The following is a 24,320-nucleotide window of genomic DNA, read 5'->3' as shown; positions in this document are numbered from 1 at the left end:
CGTCTTTATAATTGTCTGTAAGTTTCTCTATCCTAACTTCTAGCTACATTACTTATAACCTTTTTTCAAATAGCTATTTACCCTCTTACATGCCCGATTACCGTTACAACATCTACTTCTATATGTACGCTAATAATATCTTCAATTATATCCGTATATCCTTGTCCTATAGCTGTTCCATAGTGTAATGTAAGCCCCTTCTTTTCATACACTGACTTTGGTACTGAAAAAATAAATCTCCTCAAATTTCTTTCATCAGCCGGTTCCATAATTAAAACAATCCCATCCTCATCAAACATATACGCTCGCCCTCCAACTTTACATTCACTATAGCTCAGTATTGCCTTGGTCAGCAAAATTTAAAACATAATACGTTTATATACACACTCTGCTGCACCATAAAAATAAAAAACATTCCTTCTTTTTGTTAAGAAGGAATGTTTTTTAAAAAATCAATTTCTAACTCTAGCATCTTTCTTTGACGAGGTTTTATTTTTCTTACGGGAACTCCAGCATAAATATACCAATCTTCTAAACTCTTTTTCACCATACTCATCGCACCTACTGCCGTGCCTTCTCCTATAGTTACATTTGGAAAAAGAATAGAATTAGCACCAATAATCGCATGTTTTTTTAAAATAACTTTTTCTGTTTTCACATTCCTATATTGATTCGGGACGGTTGGCCCCATTAATGTATTCCCACTGAAATCATCTAGTACTGCATATACTAAGGTTTTAGCTGAGATATTTGCAAAGTCATGCATTTCAATTCCAACTTCCCCTCCATATAACGCTGTATACGCTGATATATGCGAATAACTTCCAATTGTGATTTTGCCACTTAAAATGCAAAAATCATCAATTCTTACATGATTACCAACTGATATAACACCTGGATTATATATACTTGCTTTTTTACTAATCAATACATTTTTCCCAACAGATAAAAATCCAATTTTCTTTAGCTCTTCTTGACTATAAAAACTATTCATCTGCCGACACCACCCTTCTGTCCTAAACAGATTACAATTTGTTCTACTATTTCTTTCGTCATTCCTTCCCATAAAGGCAAACTTACTATTCGTTTTGCTATTTTATTCGTTCTTGTTAAATCTGTAGACTTATAGTTTCTAAAAAGAACTTGTTGGTGGCAAGAGGGCGAAAAGTATAATCTAGCTTCTATTTTCTGTTTTTTCAGTTCTTCTATTACTTGTTTGTTGCGAACTTCTTCCGGACAAAGAATAGGCATAAATTGCTGAACAACTGCTTCTGTCTTTTGGAGTTGCCACCCTTTTTTCATTAACCCATTACTTTGTAACAATTGTTTATACCATTCAGAAATACGGGTGCGTTCTTTTAATTTGTCATCCCATTTTTTCATAGTTGCAATCCCAATCGCGGCTGCGTATTCAGACATTTTACAATTAAACCCCATCATCGTACATTCACGATTTGTATCAAATCCGAAATTCCCCATTCTTTTAATACGTTGTATATCTTCTTCATTTTTACTATATATGAGCCCTCCTTCACCAATTCCGAAAGGCTTTGTTGCATGAAAGCTATATATGATCATTCCACTAAAATCTTGACCGTAATGCATCCCTCCATTCATTAATCCAAATCCCGGTGCCGCATCTACGACAACCGGAACACCTTTTTTCTCTAATTCTTCATATTCTTCTAAGTTCATCCATGAGCCAAAAGTTGCGTACGGGACAACAATCGCAACCTCTTCTTTTAATTCTTCAATCTTATCCCAGAGTACTGTTTTATCCATATACCAATCATCTATTGAAATATCAATAAAATAAGGTTCCAACCCACACCAAATAGCCGCTAATGGAGTTGCAGGGAATGTAAAACTAGGCATGAGGGCATACTTTCCTTTTTTTCTTTTCTTAAGTTGAATGGCCGCCATTAACCCTAACGTTGCGTTTGCTACTGTTGTAACAGCTCCCCTGTTCTGAAAAAATCCCGACATAATTGTTTGTTCAAAACGTTGATTTAAAGGTCCATAATTCGTATATATGTGCGATGCATCAATTTCCTTCAATTCATCTAAATACTCAATTACTGGTACAGTTGAAGCACGTAAAAAAGGAATATTCTCCATATCTATTTATTCCTTCCTATCATTTTCGGACAATATAGAGCATATCTGTTTCAGATAATCCAAATTTCCTCGCACTTTTCATTCCTTGTCTTTCAGCTATGTTATATAATTCCACCTTAAATCCTGCATTCGTTAATCGTTGAATGAATCCCGATTGATTATAAATTCTCACATGATCTTCTTGACCAAAAGCTAATTTTCTCAATTGTGGTGTTACAATTAATTTATTCTCTATAATAGAATCTACATTCATTACGATTGGTACTTGAATAATTCCCCATCCATTTGGTTTTAAAACCCTATATAACTCTCGCATTGCTTTATCATCGTCAAGAACGTGTTCTAATACATGGCTACACAAAATTACATCAAACGTATTACTATCATATGTAATACTTGTAACATCAATTTCCTTCATTAATGGATCCTTTGGTTCTATATCCCCACATACATACGTAATATTTTTATACTCGTTAAACCAATCCCTTAAATTCGCTTCAGGTGCAATATGAAGCATAGTATATTTTCTACTTAACAAGTCCGTTTCCGTTTCAATGTACGCACGATACAATCTTTCACGATCCATTGAACTACAAACTGGACATATCCCTGTATCTTTATTCCACATCTCAAATTTATATTTCGGAAAATCATAATCTGCTGGCCAAGGTAAAAATTTTTCAAATTGTTGATTGCAATATTGACAATAACAAGGTTCTTTCTCAAACATATGAGCAACTAGCTTGTTTAATCCTTTTTTAATCTTTTCATTATAAATTTGATCTAGTTCTCCATTTTTTACTGCATCCTTAACTATAAATCCCGCATTTTCTAAACAATAAGATAGGCTCTCCTTATAATCCCTCTCAGAACTTAAAAACCCACTATTATATGCATCTATAATTAATTCAATCCACTCTTCAATTGTCATTAAAATAAAATGCATTTGTTTTTGATTTTGTCCACTATGTTGTCTAAAATAACTAAGAGGCTCTTTTATATAAACTACTTTCCCTTTCCTCATCATATCTAACCAAGTTGCAATGTCATTAATAGCAGAATAAGCCTTCCCTTTAAAATACCCAAACTTCCCTTCAAACAAGTTCCGATTAAACAGAACAGTTGTCGGCTCACCCACTATATTTTTTAAATTTTTCAATATGTAATTCCCTAATTCTTTTCCTTCAAAAAGTGTAGTTTCTTTCGCAATTTTCATATTCAAAGTTGAAGGTGGTAATATCTCACCGTTCTCATCAATCAGTTCACGATAAGACGTCACAAATGAAATATTTTCTAACGTCAAAAAGTATTTCATCATTCTCTCGATCTTTTCATGATGAAATAAGTCATCATCTAATAAAAAGTTTATATAATCCCCGTTCGCAAGTTCTATACACTTATTAAAGTTTTCAGCAACTAACGGAGTTTCATTTTTAACATATGTAATACACTCATATTCACGTAAATACGGTTGAATCATAGCATTGACTTCATTATTTGTACTGTCGTCAGAAATAATAATTTCAATATTTTCATATGTTTGATTCAGAGCGCTGTTAAGCGCCAATTCCAAGTAATACGGCCTATTGTACGCAGGAATAAGTATACTTACTTTCGGTAAAGGCGAATTATTATTTATATGTTGTTTTTTCTTTTCTATGTTTATTTTCTTTTCTTTAATTTTTTGATAATAGTCTAATGTATATAATATTGATGGTGGAACTATCCTTCTTGCATAATCTAGAAAATTAGTTATCGCTTTATCTAACTCTTTTTCGTTAGATAAGAAACCATATTTTTCTCCTACTAAAATACTATGTGAAAAATCTTCTAATCCATCCATCATTTTATTAGATTCATTTAACTGTTGATCTGGATGTAATCGAAAGTAACTCAGTGTCTCTGCTATATATACTGCTTTTCCTTTACTTAATAAAGATAACCATGAAGCTATATCTACGTTACAAAGATACCTCCTCTTATCAAAAATCCCATACGGTTCTTGTAAATCATTTTTACGAAATAAAACTGTTGTCGGTTCTCCAATATAATTTTTTTGATCGACAATTACCCTATTTGCTAATTCTGTTCCCTCTATAATCGTATCCTCTTTAAATAAACGGACAGTTGAATAAATATGTCGTAGTTCTTTCCCTTTTTCATCAATTACTTGACGATGGGATGTTACAAGCTTAATTTCATTAGCTAGATCATTGAAAAAATACTTCATCATTTTTTCAATTTTATCCACATGAAAGATATCATCGTCCATTAAAAAATTTATATACTCACCGCTCGCTTCATTAAATAACATTAGAGCATTTTCAAACTGCCCGAGAGTTGACCTGTTTTTTATATAAGTAATATTTGAATGATCACATAAGTATTTTTGTAACACCTTTTCTGTTTCATCATTCGTACTATCATCTCCAACTATAATTTCTATATTAGGGTACGTTTGTTCCAACACACTACATAACGCCTCTTCAAAGTAGCGTGGACGATTATATGTAGGAATTAATACACTTACCAACGGAAGTTGATCTACCACCTCTTCATTTCTTTCAATACGAGTTCTCATTTTACTCTCTCACCTCTTCGCATATTATTTATATACGCGACACAAAAATCACATTATTGTAAACGAATGGAGCCTATATACTTTTATGCAGACATGAAACGAAATATCATACTTTTCGTTCCTGAATAAACATATTTAATAACACGGACATTTTATTTGCACCTTTTTTATTCATATGATCACTATCATAAAAATCATCATCGCAAAATAATGGCGAATCAAATAAATCTATAATTTGAAAAGAATATTGAGATTGAAAATCTTTTATAACGTTATAAAAATCTTCTTTTAATTTCTTACTACTACAATTGAAATAATGTGAAGTAACAGGAAATACAACAATTAGTGGTTTTATATCATGTTTTAACAATAGTTCTAAATATTTTTTGAAAATCGTTTTATTTTCAACTAAAGTATGAGGATATGACAATTTAGCATGTGAAGCTGCTCTTATTTTCCCGTGTTCTTCAAAAGGAATGTGAGGAGGAGTGGTATTCCATTCAGCGTGTATCCAGGGCAGTATCAATGATTCATCTTTTAGTTCATCTAATAAAATATACTCAAAATGCATGTTAAAAATAGAAAAAAGCGGTTTCGGCGTATCTAGGTGTGAGAACCCATCAGTGGGTAGATGAGAATGAACGACAGTATGATGACCGTCCTGAAACAATGGATAATATACTTTGTGAATTCTATATGATTCAGATGATAACGACATGTCGAAATAAAACGAGAAATAAGCTATTCCTATTAAACAATATTGAAAGGAATGATTGTTTGATAGAAGTTGTGATGCTATTAAATAATCATAGTATAAATCTTGCGATGGAAGTGTTAGTTTTATTGACTTTTTTGAGAGGAGCTCCGTACTTATGCCACAATGCGGATAAGATAAGCCCGTCGCAAATAATTCATACGTCGGATCACCCTTTGCTTTTTTCATAGAAATGTATAAAGACATAAGATCCGGATTTATTTGATAGATAGAAATTAATTTATTCCTCCATTCATACATGTATTTTGTTAAATTAATAATTTTTGTACTTTGCACGCCCCTATTTATCAATTCATTTGTAATTTTTTCTGCATCCATTCTCCAAATGACTATATATTGAAAAGAATTTTCTATTTGAACAATAGCTGACACGTCTACAAGATGAACGATTGTTTTACATTTATTTTTGTCTAATGTATTTTGAATCTTCTCCTTTGATAATTCATCACTTAAAACAATAATTTTATACTGCTCCTTCACGTATATCCCCTCCATTATATGTATAATATGAAATTCATTTTTCATTCGTAACGATCATATACATTTGCCATCCATCAAAAAAAGAATAGAATATTTATTTCAAAACAAAAAATAGCTCCACCATTAGGCGTAGCTATTTTTCCATTACATACTTAATAAAGTGAAGCTTTAATCAGTGGGGGGGTTCTTCATCCCCCACTGATTATTAGTTGAACCAATCGGACTTTTATGGGCAGTTGATCCCCCACCTAACTTCTTTGCTTTCACTGCATTTTAAGGTGGGGGTCTTACTGCCCATTAAAGTCGGATAAAATTATATTCCTTTGTCTAACTCATAAAGCATACGATACTTCTCATTTTCTTTCAGAAGTTGTTCATGACTACCTTGCATCACAATTTGACCACGATCAAGGAATATTACTTCATCAACATGCTCCATTCCTACAAGATGGTGCGTAATCCAAATTACTGTCTTTTCTTCCGTTGCAGAAAACATCGTTTCTATTAAAGATAATTCTGTCTTTGGATCTAAGCCGATTGTAGGTTCATCTAGTACAATGATTGGTGCTTCTTGCATTAGCGTTCTTGCAAAAGCAACCCGTTGTCTTTCCCCACCAGAAAATCTTTTTCCCATCTCATGCATTTTTGTTTGTAATCCATCTGGAAGAGAAACAATATGAGAAGCTAATTGTGCTTTCTCTAAAGCTTTCCATATCTCTTCATCTGTTGCCTCTGGTTTGCCGATTCGCACATTATTTCCAATTGTCGTATCGAATAAATGCGGCTTTTGATTCAATACAGAAATATATTTTGATAAAAGATTCGTGTGAGCATGTTCACTATTCAATAAAACTTCACCATGTAACGGGCTTAGCGCACCTGTTAACAATTTTAACAAAGTAGATTTTCCGGTTCCGCTTCTTCCTAAAATGGCAATTTTCTTTCCTGCTTTTATTTGTAATGATACGTCTTTCAATATCATTTCATTACTATGTGGGTAACTATACGATACATGATTTAATTCAATGTCTATATGTTTAGATGCAATATAATCTTTATCTACATGTAATTCCTTTTCATCCTGTAAAACACCATTACCTTCTACTTGATTGAGACGATGGGCAGATTCTACATATGATGGAATTCGATCGATAGCATCTGACAGAGGAATTAACGCGTTTGTGACAGATAACGTCATTAAGACGAAAGCCGCAATAACGGTAGGAGCAATCTGTTCACTCGCAGCCTCATTTCCAGTCCATATAATCATTGAAATAACTACAATACCCACTACTAATTGAATAATACTGTCCCGAATATGATTCCAACGCTTCATTCTTTTTTCCGTTTTTAACAACTGATCATTTCGCTCTACATACTTATCAATGAATTCATCTTTTCTACCACTTGCTTGCCAATCAGATAATCCAAAAACAGCATCTGTTAGTTGTTGATACAAACGATTTCTTCCTTGTTTTAAAGTAACATGATGTCGCTTCATTAAAAGTAACGATACAAATGGAAGCAGAAAAACGATAATAGCTAGCATACCCCCTGCAATAAGTGCAAACACTACGTCAAATGTACCGATAACAAGTACGAATATGCTATATACAACTAATGCTAATATGCTAGGAAATATTGTACGTAAATATAGGTTTTGTAAATGCTCTATATCTTCAGATAATACGCCTAACATATCGCCCGTTTGAAATCGTGAACGGAAAAATAACGCCTGTGGTTCTACTATCCCATATAGTTTCGTTCTCATCTTTTCTAATATGCGTAATACAACATCGTGTCCAACTAAACGCTCTACATAATGAAATACCGCTTGTCCTATACTAAACGCACGTGTTGCAACGATAGGAACATATACAGCCATTACATTTTCTGGTCTAAGAGCAGATTTAGAGATTAAATAACCTGAAATGAAAAGTAGCATCGCACCTGAACTAACTCCAAGAAGACCAAGGAAAATAGTTACAGTCATTCTACCTTTATTTTGCTGTATATACGGTTTAATCCAGTTACTCATCTCTATCCCCTCTCTTTCCTGTGAACATGTAATGCCTCATTCTTTACAAGTTCTTCATACGTTCCACTTTCTATCATTTTCCCTTTATTTAAAATAAGAATATGATCCATTTGTTTCATCCAGTGAAGACGATGTGTTGCAAGAAATACTAACTTACCTTCAAACAGACGTAACATCGCTTGCTTTATTTCAAATTCAGTTTCAATATCAAGATGTGCCGTAGGCTCGTCTAATAAAATAATTGGCTTTTTGCTTAAAAGGGCTCGCGCCATTGCGACACGTTGTTCTTGTCCGCCACTCAGCATACGCCCACCTTCTCCAATTCTTTCATACATTCCATTTGGAAGCGATGTAACAAGTGAACGAAGACCGACTTCATTCATAACTCTTTCCACTTCTTCATCAGTTGTATTTGTTTCATAGAAACAAATGTTATCTTTTAATGAAAGCGGAAAAATATAAGGTTGCTGTGGAATATAAGCAATATTCTTTTGCCACTCTTCACGAGTAGATCCATCAATTTCCACACCATTTACAATCATCTTTCCAGCTGAAGGAGTTAAAAATCCTGCTAATACGTCGATTAACGTTGATTTCCCTGCCCCACTTTCACCAATTACACCTATGGCGCCAGTGCCTTTCCAAGTAAAGTCCATTCCCTCTAATATAGCTTTTTCAGATTCATTACTATTTACTTTTACATCATGTAATTTCAAGCTACTAGTTGAATTCCATATTAAGTCTACATTAGATTCTTTCTTTCCTATTTCTTTTTGTTGCTGTAAAATCTCTTCTATTTGCTCCATTGCCAATTGTCCATCTAATGTAGCATGATAATTCGCTCCAACTTGTTTAATCGGTAAGAAGTATTCCGGAGCTAAAATTAAAATCGTAAGGGCCGGCAATAGGACAATCGTCCCGTCTATTAAACGTATCCCTAATCCGACTGCCACAAATGCGATTGATAAACTCGTAAAGAAATCTAATGCAAAAGAAGAAAGAAAAGCAACTCGCAAAGTACGCATCGTTGCTTTTCTATATCTTTTACTTACTTTTTCAATCTTTCCTTCGTGCTGTTCACTTTTACCTAAATACTTTAATGTTTCTAACCCTTTTAACGTATCTACAAAATGATTAGAAAGTACACGATATGTCTCATACTGACTATCCGCCATTTTCTGCGCTGCTAATCCTAGTAGGATCATAAAAATAATTACGATAGGAATCGTTACAACTAAAATGATTCCAGACTCAATATCTAGTGTAAAAACATATAGTACAATTAGTCCTGGTACGATACTACTTCTAATCATTTTAGGAATTGTTAATTCAATATATGTTTTAAATTTCTCAATACCCTCTATCGATAAGGTAACCAGATGACCTGTTCCAACAGTTTGAACATATCGTGGACCTAATGTGAAATACGCCTCTATTAATTGTTTTCTCAGTAGCGATCCTGTTTTTTCAGCGAAACGTTCCACTAATATTTGTGACATTCGAACTAGCAAGTGACGTACTGCAAACGTGATTCCGAAATAAACTGTTTCATTTAACACAGATTGCACTGCTTCTCCCTGAAATAAAAACGTAATAGCTCGCGCTAAAAACACCGTTTGTGCAATAATACTAAAAGCTTCTAACATGCTAATGATTGTTAACACTACATATAAAACTCGGCTACCAGGATACGACGGAAGTCCTCTTTTTCTTTTCATTAGTACTCCAAATCTTTATCTGACTTAACAGGTTGTCTAAACACATAGAAACTCCATATTTGACTTCCCAAAACAAATGGCAATATAGCAATTGAAAAATACGTCATCAGTTTTAGTGCATAATCTCCCGATGCTGCATTATAAATTGTCAAATCGTATATTGACCCTAACGAGCTAATTAAGACACGTGGGAACATGCCAGCAAACACACTCGCACTTAGTAAAATGATTGTTAAACTTGTCATAAAGAAAGCCCAACCATCTCTTCTTCTTTTATTTAATAATGTTGACGCACATAACGCTACAAAAGCTCCGATTGGAACCATAATCCACTCTGTACCATGACCAGTGAAAATATCTGTTTTCCATAATCCTACACCGGCAAAAATAAGAAGTGCTATAATTGCGAGTGGTGCAATTTTCAACGCGGCAATACGTGCACGTTCTCTTAACTTACCTGTTGTACGTATAGTAAGGAATTGCAATCCATGAACAATACATAACAGAAGGAACATAACTCCTCCAAGTAATGCAAATGGATGAAGTAATTGTAAGAATCCACCTACAGCATTTTTCGTCTCATCAATTGGAATACCTACCATAAAGTTAGCAATGGCAACTCCCCAAAGGATAGGCGGTAGTAAACTTCCTAAAAACATACCCCAATCCCAAAAGCCTTTCCATTTATGATTATCTATTTTCGCACGGAATTTAAAGGAAACACCTCTAATAATTAAAGCAAGAAGCATAAATACAAACGGAATGTAAAACCCACTAAATAAAGTTGCATACCAATGCGGGAATGCCGCAAACATAGCGCCACCTGCACAAACAAGCCATACTTCATTCGCGTGCCAAAATGGACCAATTGTATTTAAATATATTCTTTTCTCTAAATCGTTTTCCCCCAAAAACCTTGAAACTATACCTACACCGAAATCGAAACCTTCAAGTACAAAGAAGCCAACGAATAAAACTGCAATAATAATAAACCACAACTCATTAAGAGATAACATACTCATCCTCCTTATCAAATGGATCATGGCTTTGAGAATCCTGTTTCGCTTTCTTATTCTCATGTCCTTTAATAATACGAACGAATAAGTAAACTGTAATTCCACCTATAATTAAATATAATGATGTGAACGAAACTAAAGAGAATAGCACTTCTCCGAACGTAACATTTGGAGATACAGCATCTTCCGTTTTCATAACACCGAAAACTACCCAAGGTTGACGTCCCATTTCAGTCATAATCCATCCTACTGTATTACCGATAAACGGTAGTGAAATTGCATACACCATTAATTTTAAATACCAAGTTTTTTCAGCTAAACGATCTTTTCTTGATAAGAACCATCCGTACGCTCCTAGAAGAAGCATAAATGTTCCACTCATTACCATCGCTCTAAAGCTCCAGAACATCGTGTGTACTGGTGGAATATAATCTCCAGGCCCATATTTTTCTTCATATTGCTTTTGAATTTGATTCATCCCTTCTACTTGGCCGCTAAATTTATCATATGATAATAGACTTAGCATATACGGGATTTGAATTTCAAACGAATTTTCTTTCTTCTCCGCATCAATTTTCGCAAATACTGTAAATGGCGCTGGATCTTCGCTCGTATTCCATAACGCTTCAGCTGCTGCCATTTTCATTGGGTGTGTCTTAATTAATTGTTGTGCTTGCGCATGACCGAAGAATAATACTAGCGCGGTTGTAAGTGTTCCAACAATGATAGAAATGCGGAATGATTTTTTAAACACTTCAGTTTCTTGTGCTTTCGTTATTTTCCATGCACTCACACCGGCAATAAAGAATGCACCGGTTGCAATTGCCGCTGTAATGGTATGCGGGAATTGTACCCATAATTGTGGATTTTGAATAATTGCTAAGAAATCATTCATTTGTGCACGTCCATCTGCTGCCATTTCATATCCTACTGGCGATTGCATAAATGCACTTGCAGTTAAAATCCAAAATGCTGATAACATTGTTCCAATTGAAAGGAGCCAAATACATAAAAGATGAATGCGCTTCGGTAATTTATCCTCACCGAATACCCATAAACCTAAAAATGTAGACTCAATGAAAAATGCTAATAAACCTTCAATCGCAAGTGATGGACCAAACACATCGCCTACGAAACGTGAATAGGTTGACCAGTTCATGCCAAACTGGAATTCTTGTAGAATACCAGTTACTACACCTACTGCAAAGTTAACAAGGAATATTTGCGTCCAAAACTTTGTCATCTTCTTATAAATTTCTTGTCCCTTTACCACATATAACGTTTGCATTAACGCAATGATAAAAGCTAAACCAATAGACAGCGGAACAAAAAAGTAATGGAAAATCGTTGTTGATGCGAATTGTATTCGTGCCAATTCGAGCGTTTCCATACTACAATCACTTCCTTCATAGTTTTTATAATAAAAGTTAATTGAGCAATCTTATCAAACTCAATTATTAAGAAATACGAAAAGACAAAAACATTTTGTATGTATTGTCGAAAAATATGAAGTTTCAGTTTTTCAAACTATTGTAATGCTATTTTTTACCTTTTCACTATTTCTGTAGTGTTTTATTCGTTAATCGAATTGTATAATATACCTGCATAGTAAATTCAGCTGATTTTTGACGTATTATTGACATCATTTTGTCTGAAATATGTCTTTTGGTATTTTTTTGAATTATATTTTCCTCATCGATAAAATGTGTTTTTTTAATATGAGACTTATCTTTGCATCAATAAAATAATCGTTTTTCTCTTTATACACTTGACTTTTCTACGAAAAAATGTCCTATTAACCAATGGATAAATTCGTTATTTTTTTGTCAAGAGAAAAATGTATTTCTAAAATTCAAACACGAAACAATGTTATTCAAAAATAGAAAATACACTCCCTCTTTCTAGACTAAAAATTCATTTTATTGTCATTTTTCTAAACTAAATTCATACATAAAAAAATACCGAGAATCGATTAGACTCTCGGTATTTTTTAAGTTATTTTGCTGTATGTTTTCTAATAGCCGGTAAAATTTCAGTAGCAATTAATTCGATGTTTTTCTCAATTTTATCAAATGGTACACCACCAAAATCAATTTCTGCCATAAAACGTTGTTGCCCAAACAATTCATATTGGTAAAGCATTTTTTCGATAATTTGTTGCGGGCTACCAACCATTAACGCGTCACGGTAATCTATTGCATTTGTAAATTGTTGTTTCGGATACCCACCACCGCGTAGCGTAAGCATACCAGCATTAATGTGAGGATAGTATTCACTAAGTGCATCTTGTGAATTTTTTGCTGTGTAAAATAAACTCGTTGTTGCAACTGGCAAACTCGCTGGATTAAATCCACTTTGCGCAGCCGCCTCACGGTAAGCATCTACTGATCCTTTAAAGTTAATAGCTGGGCCACCTAGTGTTGTTATCATCATTGGTACACCTGCACGTCCTGCTTTAATCGCACTAGCTGGTGGGCCACCAACTGCACGCCAAATTGGTAAGTTATTATTTTTAGCTCTTGGAATAACCGATGCATGCGCAAGCGGTGCCCTGAACTGTCCATTCCATGTTACATGTTCCTCTTTATTAATTTTTAATAAAAGATCCATCTTCTCTTCAAATAACTCTTCATAATCATTCACATCATAACCAAGTAAACTATATCCCCCAATACGAGACCCACGACCAGCCACAATTTCTGCACGTCCATTAGAAATCAAATCAAGTGTAGCAAAGTCCTCGTATACTCGTACCGGATCAGATGTACTTATTATCGTTGCTGAACTTGCAATTTTTATATTTTTCGTAGCTTGCGCAATCGCTCCTAAAATAACTGTATGAGCTTGCGTTGTAAAGTGCGTTTGATGACTTTCACCGACAGCAAATACATCAAGTCCAGCTTCATCCGCTAACTTTGCTGTTTTAATTAATTCATGAATTCTTTGTTCAGCACTAATTTTCTCTCCGTTATGTGGATTTAAAACATGATCCCCAATTGAATATAATCCAAACTCCATTCCTTTACTTGTATTCATACGGTATTTTTCCATCATTGCTCTCTCCTTTGATGAGGTGTTATTATTTTCTCTTTTAAAAACATTTGTAAGTCAAATGTTTTTCCCTATTGCTTACACCATCACTTGATTAGTCAATTGATAGTGTAAAAAAAATTACTCTTGCGGTAATTCTTTTTTTTCACTATGCTTATGAACTTTCGTCATTAGCTCGTATAACATTTTCTGCTCTTCTTCATTTAATACATCATCAAAAAACGATGATTGAAATGCAAGCTGCTCTGGCAGTGCTCTCTCTAAGGCCGCTTCCCCTTGCTCTGTCAGACTAATTGTTTTCGTTTTCCAATCTTGTTTTCGTACAATATATCCTTCTTTTTCAAGACGTGTTAACATTCGAGAAATACCGCCTTGTGTAACAGTTACCTTTTCAGCTAACTCCATTTGTGTTAGTGGTTGATACGTACGTATTTGCAAAAGCACATCAAATTGAGCAGTCGTTAAATCAAAGCGTTTTAAAAACTCATTTGACATCTGATTACTTTGGTTCGTAAATCGTATTAAACGTAACCATATTAATGATCCTATTGTATTATCACGCATGTTTGATCACTTCCTATCGTGAATCTTACTATCACTTTACTACGCAAGTGATAAAAAAGCAAGAGAAACCGTGAAAAATATCTCATTAAAGTATTGCATACATAACGATAAGAAAGAATTCATGTTTAAACGAATTCTTTCTTATCGTTATTCTTAACTTTCCATTTCATTCATTACTATATGTAAAGTTCCCGCTGCTTTGGGCCAACCAACATAAAAAGCCATATGTGTTATTAATGCAACCAACTCATTCTCCATAATCGCATTTTGTTTAGCTAGCTTCAGATGAAATGGTAATTGTTCTGTATTACCAAGACTGATTAGTGCTGACACAGTACATAAACTTCTTTCTCGTAATGTTAAAGTGTCATCTCGCCACACTTCCCCGAACAGTATCTCTTCACTATAATGTGCAAATACAGGTGCCATTTCTCTCATTTTCTCTTGAATACAATATTCAATGGATTCATTCATCATTTCACTCCCCCTTCACTTTTACCAATTGTGCCATTCCTTGACCAAATGACCAATTTTCTGCAGATGTCTCATTTACCGTAATAAAAATATTTGCACTTTTTATACTAGAACATTCAGAAACCTTCGAGGATATCGACTGATATAGATCACTTTTCTGTTTTATCGTTCTTCCCGGTCCACATGTGATAGAAACATACATCATATTCTCTGTTCTCTTTTCTCCTCTTTCTAATAAATAATATGGATTATATAAAAAGTGATTTTGTTGATAGGGTAAAAACATTTGAAAGAAATCATTTTCAGGGATGTTAAAATGTTCAATTAATGAAAGATGAATACATTCACCTATCTTTTTAATTTCTTCTTTATTTAATTTATTTTCATGATAATAAACGTTCACAAAGGGCATACATTGTCATTCCTTTTTCTTAATTTAACTTCAACAAGTTTTCATCGTGAAATGTGCAAAATCTCATATACTGTAACACCTTTATTCGCTGTAATATCAGGCTTCTCTTCATAAAAATTAAACTGGCTATATCCCCATTTATCTGGATTATATACTATTACATTTCCTAAACAATTTTCTACCTTTTGATCCACAATGATAGATTGAATCCCACTCAATGATTCACTTGGAGAAATACTTCCTTCATATTCCACAACATATCTACATTTCTTAAAATCACCCTTTACATTAACAACTAATGGAACACCTATATTTATTTGTTGCCATCCAAAAGATTGTAAAATATTATCGTAATACCCTTCAAAGATAAATTTGTTCATTCCTTCATGACCATTCCAAATATATAAAGGTGCATAACAGTTATAGAAATTTCCGTCCTTATCTGCCTCAGTAATTAAATAAGCTTTAAAATTCAGGTCTTGAAAACCATCCGTTTTATACCCATTATCCTTTACCCTTTTCTTAATAATCTCCATATCATAATCTTTCGAAAAAATGACCTTATATTGCATTCCAATCATGTTTATCACTCACTTTCCATCTTATATACACAATGATAAACCGATGATTGACTAACGTAAAATAGGTATAAATTATGTTTGGTATCATTTATAATGATATCGTATAAGGGGCTGTGATAAATGGAAATAAATGATCTTATTATATTCAAAACTGTGGCTAGCGAAGGCTCTATTAGTAAAGCTGCGAAAGAGTTAGGGTATGTTCAACCGAACATAACTGAGCGAATTAAAAAATTAGAACAAGAGTTAGAAACTCCTTTACTACATAGAGATAACAAAGGCGTTTCTTTATTACCTTCTGGTGACATTTTATTAGACTACACAAATCAAATATTAACGCTAGTAGAAGAAGCAAAAGATAAAATTAAAACGAGTGGGTCTTCTTATATAATCGCAACGTCACAATCTATTTTGACTAATTATGTAAGCAAGCGCATTAAAGAAAATTTTAGGAGTTATCAAATATATGTAGAAAATAGTAGTCATTTGCAAAAATTACTGCAGCAACAAAAAGTTGATATGGTCATTACTTATGAGGATTACCCAGACATATCGTTCAAAAAAGTATTTTCCACTTCAATTTCTATCGGCTTATTAAAACCGAAAGAAAAGTGTACCATTGACTTTTCAAAGGGACTCTTCTTCGTTAGTAATGACAAAAAGTGCCCTTTTAGGAATAAGACGATACAATTTCTAAAAGAAAATAATTTATCTCAGCGTCAACTTCAACAATTAGATTCTTATTCGCTTATAGAAGAGTTTATTCAGGACGGAAAAGGAATAGCCTTTTTACCGATTAAAAATGATAAATTAGTACCAATTGAAAATGTTCCAATTGAGAAATTAGCTGTTCATTTCTTTACGAATCAAAATTCTTTCAAACAAATCCCTGATGAACTATTTGATTAATATAATAGCTATAAACGAACTAAATTTACATACAGCAATAAAAATCCCTCCTTTCCGAATCTAAAAGAGGGATTTTCATATTCTATACAATTGATTTTTCACACATTTTGCTCCACTTCTGCACTTTTCTCCTTCTTATTCCGTTTCATATTCTTCAGTCCCTTAACCGTGCCAACTAATCCTTTCGGGAAAACTAGCAATACGATAATGTACAATACACCAAGAATAATCGTCCATCGTTCAAAGATCGGATACTCTGTAGCTAGTTCTGATAAATAATATTTTAGGGATTCAATAATTCCAGCTCCTGCAATGGCTCCTATTAACGTTCCAACGCCTCCAATCATAGTCATCAATAATGCATTTAATGTCATTTCAATTGAAAATACAGTTGTATTAACAAAACGTAAAGTGATAACAAATAAACCACCGCTAATTGCAGCTACTACTCCTGCAACAATGCTAGCAATAATTTTATAATGAAGAACTTTATATCCTAGTGCTTCAACACGTTGCTCATTTTGTGAAATTGCCTTTAATACTTTTCCAATAGAAGATTTGGTGAAAAGACGTAACAGAACAAAAATGATAAGTAAACATATAAGTGTTACATAATAAAACGTAAAACGATCACGGAATACTTCTGGTACACCAAATGTAAAACCATCTCCTCCGTGAGTGAGCCCACGCCATTTTTCAGCAAGTACGAAAAACAACTGTGAAATAGCAAGTGTTAACATCGCATAAAAATGACTTTTCAGCCGTAAAGAAAGCAAACCAATTATATAACTAACAATGGCTGAAATGATAATTGCAGCTACTATCCCTATTAAAAAGTTCGTTATGGATACTCCTTGTCGATCAAATAAAAGTGCTACGCCATATGCTCCGATTCCAAAGAACATACAATGGCCGAACGATACAATTCCGGTATATCCAAGCAATACATCAAAACTCATTGCAAAAATAGCAAAGATGAAGATTTGAGTGAACAAAATTAACAAGCTCCGTGAATCATTTACGAATGGAAATACACTTAAACAAATGAGCATACATACTCCGAAGTATACTTTAATTCGATTTGATGTGCTGTTCACCATTTCACCCCTTTTCACCAACAAGTCCATTTGGCTTCACGATTAAGAAAAATAGTAACATTAACATATTGATTGCAAGTGATAAATCCGGTATAAAATACGCTGTAAAAGCACCAGCTAATCCGACAATTAAAGAAGCGATGGCTGAACCTTGTACGCTTCCTAGCCCTCCAATGATTACTACTATGAAAGCTAAAATCGCATACTGCATACCCATCTCAGCGAAAATAACGCCTGAGTATGGTGCTAATAAGAAGCCACCTAAGGCAGCCATCCCTGCTCCTAATAAAAAGACGAAAGAAAATATCGCTTTTACGTTAATACCGAGCGCTTGAACCATCTCTTTATCCATTACACCTGCGCGTATCATAAGACCTATCTTTGTTTTTTTGAGCAATAATAGTAAGGCGATGTATATGATAATCCCAATTATAATAACGAACAGACGATATTTAATTAAGATAACGCCTCCGAATGTAAAACTTCCTTGTAGCCATAATGGTAATTTTGCACCAATTGGATTAGGGCCCCAAAATACTTTAATGCATTCACTTAGTACAAGCATTCCTCCAAGTGTCACAAGAAGCTGGCGAACATGATTTCCATACACCGGTCTAATAAGGAATCTTTCTAAAACGAAGCCAAGAAACATCCCCATAGCTATTGCTCCAATTAAAGCTAACACATAACTCCCTGTCATATTAAATAGCCAAACACCTGTAAATGCTCCCCACGCAAATAAACCACCATGTGCGAAGTTTAGAACACTCATTAAACCGAAAATAAGTGAAAGACCTGATGCTAATAAAAAAATGAGCATCCCTGTTGAAATCCCATTTACAAATAAATTGATTAACACATCCATCCTTCTCACCCCGGATTCATGTTAAGAGATTCCTAAATATTTGTGACACATTTCCTTATCCTCTTTTAATTCATGCATAAAACCGTTATGAACAATTTTTCCGTTATCCATAATATAAAAATAATCACCAATTTGACTAGCCATCATAAAATTTTGTTCAACGAGTAAAACTGTTGTTTTCTCCTTCATTTTCAAAATAGCTATCATTAATTTTTCTATCATAATAGGAGACAAGCCTTTACTCGGCTCATCAATAAGTAATAAACCATCACTATTAATAAATGCTCTTGAAATTGCTAACATTTGCTTTTGTCCCCCGCTTAAGAGTCCACTTTTTTTGTGCCAAAATTGCTTTAAATCTGGAAATAGTTCAAGCATCCATTCTATTTTTTCTTCCGCTTCTTCGCCCTTACCTCTAGCAAGAGCGAATGTTTCTTCTACTGTCAGATCGTGAAAAATACCTTGATTTTCTGGTACATACCCTATCCCTTTCCTTGAAATTAAATGTGTAGATAATCCATTTACTTGTGTACGATCATAATAAATTTCACCATGTGCGATATGGTGAAACCCCATAACCGAACGTAACGTCGTAGTCTTCCCTGCCCCATTTCTTCCAAACAGTACAGTAATCGTTCCTTTCTCAACAGTAAGAGATACCCCTTGTAAAATATGAAACTGATCTAAATACGTCTCTATATTATTCACTTGTAATAGTGCCACTATATAATCCCCCTAAATAAGCACTTTGTACACGCTCATCTTTCATAATTTCTTCGGGTAAACCTTCAGCCAATAACTCTCCATGAAATAAAACGATTAGATGGTCTGACAAACCTAGTACCATATCCATTTTGTGTTCAATAAGTACAATTGTACTATCTGGATGTTTCTTAATATTTTCAATCACTTGTAATATAGCTGGGACTTCCTCAACCGAAATACCTGCCGTCGGCTCATCAAGTAATAACACATCCGTTTTTAAAGCTAATAACATCGCAAGTTCTAGCTTTCTTTTCTCTCCATGTGCCAAATCTTTTGCTAATACATTCTCTTTCTCCTGAAGTAATACTGTTTTTAAGAAACGTCTCGCCTCTCCAACTTGTTGCTTTAATTTTGCTGGACTCGGGAAAAAACTATAGTAATCTTGTACGAATGATTGAACACTTAAACGGACATTTTCAAGTACCGTTAATTCTGGGAATATGTTTGTAAGCTGAAAAGAGCGACCGATTCCTAAGCGTGTTCGATCTGAAATCGATAGTTTTGTAATATCTTGCCCTTTAAAATACACTTCACCTGTTGTGGGTGAAATCTGTCCACTTAGTAAATTAAATAATGTTGTCTTACCCGCACCATTTGGCCCGATAATAGAAATGAGTTTTCCTTTTTGTACAGTTAAATTTACATCTTTAATAACATGATGCTCGCCAAAAGATACACTAAGATTTTTCGTTTCTAGCAAATGTGTCATGAAATCCCCCCTTTAAAGCTTTCAGTATGAAAAAAATACGTACAAAGAGGGGATCCCCTCTTTATACAAAAGCAACAGAAAATTCAGTCTATTTATTCTGAACTGGTGGCTCTGTTTCTTTCATCGTTAATTCTCGCTCTAATACTGGCACTGGATAGTCAACACCATCTTGCTTTTTCAACGTGATAGAATAAAGCGTCTGCATCGCTTGGTGATCCTTTTCTCTAAACTTCATCTTTCCTTTCGGTGTATCAAATTCCATTCCTTCCATTTTCTTAATTAATGTATCTACATCTGTATCACCTTTTGTTTTCTTTAACGCTTCTACAATAGAAATTGCCGCTGACATTCCCCCTGCTGTAAATAAATCTGGCACCGCACCATTAAATCGTTTTTTATGTTCTTCTACTAACCAATCATTCACCTTATTTTTCGGGAGTGTATGATAATATACCGAAAACCCTTGCATTCCTACTAACGCATCCATCGTTTTTAATGCCGGAATATCTGGTGCACCAGTAGAAATTTTAATACCTTGCGCTTCCACATTCATATCTTTCAACTGTTTCCAAGGTGAATTTGCCCCTGCCCAAACAATAAATAAATAATCTGGTTTTGAGCTAATGATATTTTGAATATTTGCAGTGAAGTCAGTCGAATTTGTATCAGCATATTGCTCGTTCACAATATTTGCACCTAATTTCTTCGCTCCAGCTTTAAATGCAGCAATCCCTTCACGGCCAAATGCATTATCCGGGGCAAATGTCGCAATCTTTACATCTTTTTTTGCAATTGCAGCTGCTCCTGCAATTGCATCTTGCGAAGAGCTTCTTCCTGTTCTAAAAACATACTTATTCCAATTCTTTCCGGTAATACTATCAGCAACTGCCGGTTCTACGACCATTATTTTTTCATATTCTTCAGCTAATGGTAAAACTGCTAATGTATCACTTGAGCTAGACGATCCGACTAAAAAATCGACTTTCTCTTCTTCTAATAACTTCGTAGCTTTTTTAACGGCTACCTCTGCTTTTGTTTCCGTATCTTCTACAACAAACTTAATCTTCTTCCCTTCCACTTTCCCAGTTCCACCGGTTGCATAGTCTAATCCTAATTCAAATCCGTTCACTGTTTGTTTTCCATATGATTCTAATGGACCTGTTAATGAAGCAAGAACCCCTACTTTAATCGTCTTTTCATCTTCTGTACTTGCCTTCTTTCCTGAACAAGCTGCCGTTATGAATAACGATCCTAAAACACAACCAGTAGCCATCATTCTTAGCCATTTACGTTTTTTCATCGACATTGTGATCCTCCCCATATTTTACTTTCTGATAGAATCAAACACGCCAAAGTCCCCTGTCCGTAATCATGACTAACTATAAGATAGGTAATGGAAAACTCTTGTAGTATCCTCTACATTCGGCACAAATCTATAATCACCTTCCTATTTAATGGAAACGGACATACAATCAATATATATTCTACTTTCCAATTGAAAATACTGTTTCGTTGCAGTATTAATCATGAAAAAAGCTACAATAATTAACTTAAGTTCTTAAGTCAATTATTGCAGCCTATGTAAAAAACACTTAATTATTTTCCACTTCCTCTAACCCTTCAGCCAATTGCTTCTTATCTAGCCCTTCCCCTATTACTACTAAGTTCGTTGGGAAACCGAAGTCTTGTTCCAGTAAAGTCGGTACTCCGAACGAGTATTGGAATAAGTGAGGATATTTGTCCCCATGAAATTTCACAAAACCTTTTACGCGATAAATACTATCTGGTAAATTTGAAAGCCATTCGTATAATTTATCTTGATCAATCGATTTCGTAAATTGATACGTCATCGTTTGTATATGTAAATGCTGTTTTACATGTAGTGTCTCATGTTCCGCGTTATTCGTAAATTCAGCTTCTTCTATGTCTTCTAAAGATATATTACAATATTTTGTTTCAAACAATTTCGCATGATTATTTATCACTTTCACTTCTTCTATTACTTTGTTCTTATCCGCACCTGTTAGTAAATCTGATTTATTAATTAAAATGTGACTACCAAACTTCAGTTGCTCATGCAATAATTGCTGAACGTTTGCACTTAATACACTTCGATTTAACCATCTTACTGCATCTAAAACGACTACAATGGATTTCACTTCTAAGAAAGGTGCTAAAATTGGTGATACACATGCATCTAACACTTCAATTGGATGCGCAACACCTGTCGTTTCTATATAAATGACATCTGGGCTTTCTTGCTGATATAACGAATGCAACTGTATTTCAAGCTCTTCTTTTAACGTACAACAAATACATCCTTTCAGAAGTTCCCTTAAAACATTCTCTTTTCCAATAATATCGGTATCTACCGAGTATTCACCAATTTCATTCATCAATACTGCAACTTTTCTATTCTTCTTTTTCTCCGCTAACAATAAATTTTGTAATAGCGTTGATTTTCCACTACCTAAAAAGCCACCTAATATATGAATTTCTACTTTATTCATTTGATCGACCATCCATTTCTTTATTTCAAACGTATTCAAAGCGTAATAATTACGATTTATATTTATTATTTTATTAAAAGAGTCGTGATTTGTAAATATATCTTCACTGTTCGTTTACTTCATACGCAACTCTAATTCCAGACTCTATTGCTCCTTGCATCCATCCATGTGTTAATGTCGTATGCTCTCCTGCAAAATGTACTTTCCCAGATGGTGGTGTAATATACGGAAATAACTCGAGCTCTTGGCCCGGTTCGAACGCTGTAAATGCGCCGCAAGAATACGGATTTTGACTCCAGCTAAAAGAGGTTCCAGTGACAAACTCACTATAGACGATGTCACCGTATATTTCCGCTAAATTTTTTAATGCGTAACGAATACGATCTCTTTGCGAGAGACTATCCCATGTTAATGCCTCATCTGCCCACGTATAACTTGCTATAACGATAGCTGGTCCTGGAGTATGAATGCCATAGCTCGGATAGTATGTAAAACGTATAGGTAAATCTGTAATAGATTTACCACCACACTGTCCCGCTTTCTCCCAAAATCTACTTTTAAACTCTATCGCAATTTTCGTTGCAGCAATATAATTTAATTCACGAATTGCTCTTCTTTTAAAATAAGAGAATAAATAATATGGCCGAACTTCTACAAATCGTAACGCTGAAAATGGAATTGTAATAATAGCAAAATCACTTGTTATTGTAAATTGCTCTAACGTTTGTTCATGATTTCCTTGTAACATTACTTTATTATCTTCTTGTATGATTTTATCAACCTTATACGGCATTAAAATATGTTCTCTTAATTGTGGTAAGAATGCATTCGATAACTTATCCATTCCACCAGTTATTTCATAATATTTCGTTGTTGAAGTAAAGAAAATCATTTCACGTAATACTTCAATTAAGGACATTCCCATATAAGCTTCCATATCAAGAAGTACCCCAATCATATCTATTGCACCATCTGAATAATACTCCATTAAAAATGAACCAAGCGAATACGTTTTATACTTTTTTTCAACGATAAGCCAATTTTTATCAGGATCCTTCTTAATGTAATTTAGTATTGGTTCTAATACCTCAAGCATTAGCTCTTCTGCCGTTTTTCCTCTTTCCTTATCCAAAACCGGATATTCAAGTACACTTGGATCATTTTCAAACACATTCAATCTTGTTTGAATGTTATTCGTGTAAATGATATCTGCAAAAGTTTTATTTATAAAAAGGTTTAAAGGTAGTTTAAATTTATGAATATACGCTAAGGTTAACTTATGGGTATCAGGGATTCTCATCGGTCCAGCATTAAAATATAAACCCACACTAAATGGTTCCCGAATTGTATACACCCTGCCACCTATTCTGTTATTTGCTTCTATAATCGTTACTTCATGCCCAGCCTCTTTTAATAAAGAACCTGCAACTAATCCAGAAATCCCTGCACCGGCAATCGTAATTCTTTTTGGGTTATTCTTTTTAACAAGCCCTGCATGAATAATATGAAGCATTTCTTCCATTGCTAATGGGTTTCCCATGCCATTTCCCCTTTTACAAAGGATTTTACTGAATTATATTCGGTTCACTTACTTCCTATGTTTCATGCAAAGAATTGCACGGATACATTTTCAATTACTTGAATATCTTTTATAAAA

The 24,320-nt window shown here is 34.1% G+C and carries 21 protein-coding genes and 1 pseudogene; 1 reads left to right on the top strand and 21 read right to left on the bottom strand.

The features are described from left to right. Positions 1 to 77: 77 nt before the first annotated feature. The 14 genes and pseudogenes from PDK19_RS24345 to PDK19_RS24280 all read right to left on the bottom strand — a co-directional run bounded on the left by PDK19_RS24345 (position 78) and on the right by PDK19_RS24280 (position 15,808). The gene (locus tag PDK19_RS24345) at positions 78 to 299 is read right to left on the bottom strand and encodes a hypothetical protein (protein ID WP_000459104.1); all 222 of its coding nucleotides are present in this window, start codon (positions 297 to 299) and stop codon (positions 78 to 80) included. Positions 300 to 427: 128 nt separating this feature from the next. Then, positions 428 to 994 (bottom strand): acyltransferase, encoded by a 567-nt coding sequence (locus tag PDK19_RS24340; RefSeq protein WP_016717225.1) that lies wholly within the window; start codon positions 992 to 994, stop codon positions 428 to 430. After that, a pseudogene (locus tag PDK19_RS24335) lies at positions 987 to 2,118 on the bottom strand (aminotransferase class I/II-fold pyridoxal phosphate-dependent enzyme). The gene PDK19_RS24340 and the pseudogene PDK19_RS24335 overlap by 8 nt, the downstream one beginning before the upstream one ends. 19 nt (positions 2,119 to 2,137) lie before the next feature. Next, positions 2,138 to 4,699 carry a glycosyltransferase gene (locus PDK19_RS24330; protein WP_270708155.1) on the bottom strand — a complete coding sequence of 854 codons (2,562 nt, stop codon included), beginning with the start codon at positions 4,697 to 4,699 and terminating at the stop codon, positions 2,138 to 2,140. Between the two features lie 106 nt (positions 4,700 to 4,805). Next, positions 4,806 to 5,954 (bottom strand): hypothetical protein, encoded by a 1,149-nt coding sequence (locus PDK19_RS24325; RefSeq protein ID WP_014893827.1) that lies wholly within the window; start codon positions 5,952 to 5,954, stop codon positions 4,806 to 4,808. Between the two features lie 313 nt (positions 5,955 to 6,267). Continuing rightward, positions 6,268 to 7,992, bottom strand: a complete 1,725-nt coding sequence (gene cydC / locus PDK19_RS24320) for a thiol reductant ABC exporter subunit CydC (protein WP_000073482.1) — start codon at positions 7,990 to 7,992, stop codon at positions 6,268 to 6,270. A 2-nt stretch (positions 7,993 to 7,994) separates the two neighbouring features. Beyond that, entirely contained in the window at positions 7,995 to 9,710 is a 1,716-nt protein-coding gene (cydD, locus tag PDK19_RS24315; protein WP_000824087.1) for a thiol reductant ABC exporter subunit CydD, read from the bottom strand. After that, positions 9,710 to 10,726, bottom strand: a complete 1,017-nt coding sequence (cydB, locus tag PDK19_RS24310) for a cytochrome d ubiquinol oxidase subunit II (protein ID WP_000950072.1) — start codon at positions 10,724 to 10,726, stop codon at positions 9,710 to 9,712. Before cydB ends, cydD begins: the two co-directional genes overlap by 1 nt. Then, positions 10,713 to 12,116, bottom strand: a complete 1,404-nt coding sequence (gene cydA / locus PDK19_RS24305; protein ID WP_000448882.1) for a cytochrome ubiquinol oxidase subunit I — start codon at positions 12,114 to 12,116, stop codon at positions 10,713 to 10,715. The genes cydB and cydA overlap by 14 nt, the downstream gene beginning before the upstream one ends. A gap of 605 nt (positions 12,117 to 12,721) precedes the next feature. Further along, entirely contained in the window at positions 12,722 to 13,777 is a 1,056-nt protein-coding gene (locus PDK19_RS24300; protein WP_000417590.1) for an LLM class flavin-dependent oxidoreductase, read from the bottom strand. 120 nt (positions 13,778 to 13,897) lie between these two features. Further along, positions 13,898 to 14,341, bottom strand: coding sequence for a MarR family winged helix-turn-helix transcriptional regulator (locus tag PDK19_RS24295; protein WP_001205526.1), 444 nt, complete (start codon positions 14,339 to 14,341; stop codon positions 13,898 to 13,900). Positions 14,342 to 14,494: 153 nt separating this feature from the next. After that, entirely contained in the window at positions 14,495 to 14,818 is a 324-nt protein-coding gene (locus PDK19_RS24290) for a carboxymuconolactone decarboxylase family protein (RefSeq protein WP_074615116.1), read from the bottom strand. Between the two features lies 1 nt (position 14,819). Further along, positions 14,820 to 15,227: a tautomerase family protein gene (locus tag PDK19_RS24285; protein WP_014893828.1), complete on the bottom strand. Its 408-nt coding sequence runs from the start codon at positions 15,225 to 15,227 to the stop codon at positions 14,820 to 14,822. 41 nt (positions 15,228 to 15,268) lie between these two features. Continuing rightward, entirely contained in the window at positions 15,269 to 15,808 is a 540-nt protein-coding gene (locus PDK19_RS24280; RefSeq protein WP_074615117.1) for a DUF4865 family protein, read from the bottom strand. A gap of 120 nt (positions 15,809 to 15,928) precedes the next feature. Here PDK19_RS24280 and PDK19_RS24275 point away from each other — a divergent pair, with 120 nt between their 5' ends. Next, on the top strand, positions 15,929 to 16,717 hold the full coding sequence (locus tag PDK19_RS24275) for a LysR family transcriptional regulator (protein ID WP_074615118.1): 789 nt from the start codon (positions 15,929 to 15,931) through the stop codon (positions 16,715 to 16,717). A 98-nt stretch (positions 16,718 to 16,815) separates the two neighbouring features. On the opposite strand, the gene PDK19_RS24270 is transcribed toward PDK19_RS24275, so the two are convergent. The 7 genes from PDK19_RS24270 to PDK19_RS24240 form a co-directional block, all read right to left on the bottom strand. After that, a complete protein-coding gene (locus PDK19_RS24270; RefSeq protein ID WP_049110655.1) occupies positions 16,816 to 17,769 on the bottom strand; it encodes a branched-chain amino acid ABC transporter permease in 954 nt (317 codons plus the stop codon). A 49-nt stretch (positions 17,770 to 17,818) separates the two neighbouring features. After that, positions 17,819 to 18,679, bottom strand: a complete 861-nt coding sequence (locus PDK19_RS24265) for a branched-chain amino acid ABC transporter permease (RefSeq protein WP_000382799.1) — start codon at positions 18,677 to 18,679, stop codon at positions 17,819 to 17,821. A 21-nt stretch (positions 18,680 to 18,700) separates the two neighbouring features. Next, positions 18,701 to 19,402 carry a branched-chain amino acid ABC transporter ATP-binding protein gene (locus PDK19_RS24260; protein ID WP_001196704.1) on the bottom strand — a complete coding sequence of 234 codons (702 nt, stop codon included), beginning with the start codon at positions 19,400 to 19,402 and terminating at the stop codon, positions 18,701 to 18,703. Further along, entirely contained in the window at positions 19,380 to 20,153 is a 774-nt protein-coding gene (locus tag PDK19_RS24255) for an ABC transporter ATP-binding protein (protein WP_049110645.1), read from the bottom strand. The genes PDK19_RS24260 and PDK19_RS24255 overlap by 23 nt, the downstream gene beginning before the upstream one ends. A gap of 88 nt (positions 20,154 to 20,241) precedes the next feature. Then, positions 20,242 to 21,459, bottom strand: a complete 1,218-nt coding sequence (locus tag PDK19_RS24250) for a substrate-binding domain-containing protein (protein ID WP_000062013.1) — start codon at positions 21,457 to 21,459, stop codon at positions 20,242 to 20,244. Between the two features lie 286 nt (positions 21,460 to 21,745). Then, positions 21,746 to 22,663 (bottom strand): CobW family GTP-binding protein, encoded by a 918-nt coding sequence (locus PDK19_RS24245; RefSeq protein WP_270708154.1) that lies wholly within the window; start codon positions 22,661 to 22,663, stop codon positions 21,746 to 21,748. 103 nt (positions 22,664 to 22,766) lie between these two features. Next, positions 22,767 to 24,203: a flavin monoamine oxidase family protein gene (locus tag PDK19_RS24240; RefSeq protein ID WP_049110643.1), complete on the bottom strand. Its 1,437-nt coding sequence runs from the start codon at positions 24,201 to 24,203 to the stop codon at positions 22,767 to 22,769. Positions 24,204 to 24,320: the final 117 nt, after the last annotated feature.

Origin of the sequence: Bacillus cereus group sp. BcHK124 (genome assembly GCF_027712065.1) — a bacterium.
Taxonomy (GTDB): Bacteria; Bacillota; Bacilli; order Bacillales; family Bacillaceae_G; genus Bacillus_A; species Bacillus_A pacificus.
Note: the sequence above shows the minus strand (reverse complement) of the source record. Positions and strands in the feature narration are given on the sequence as shown.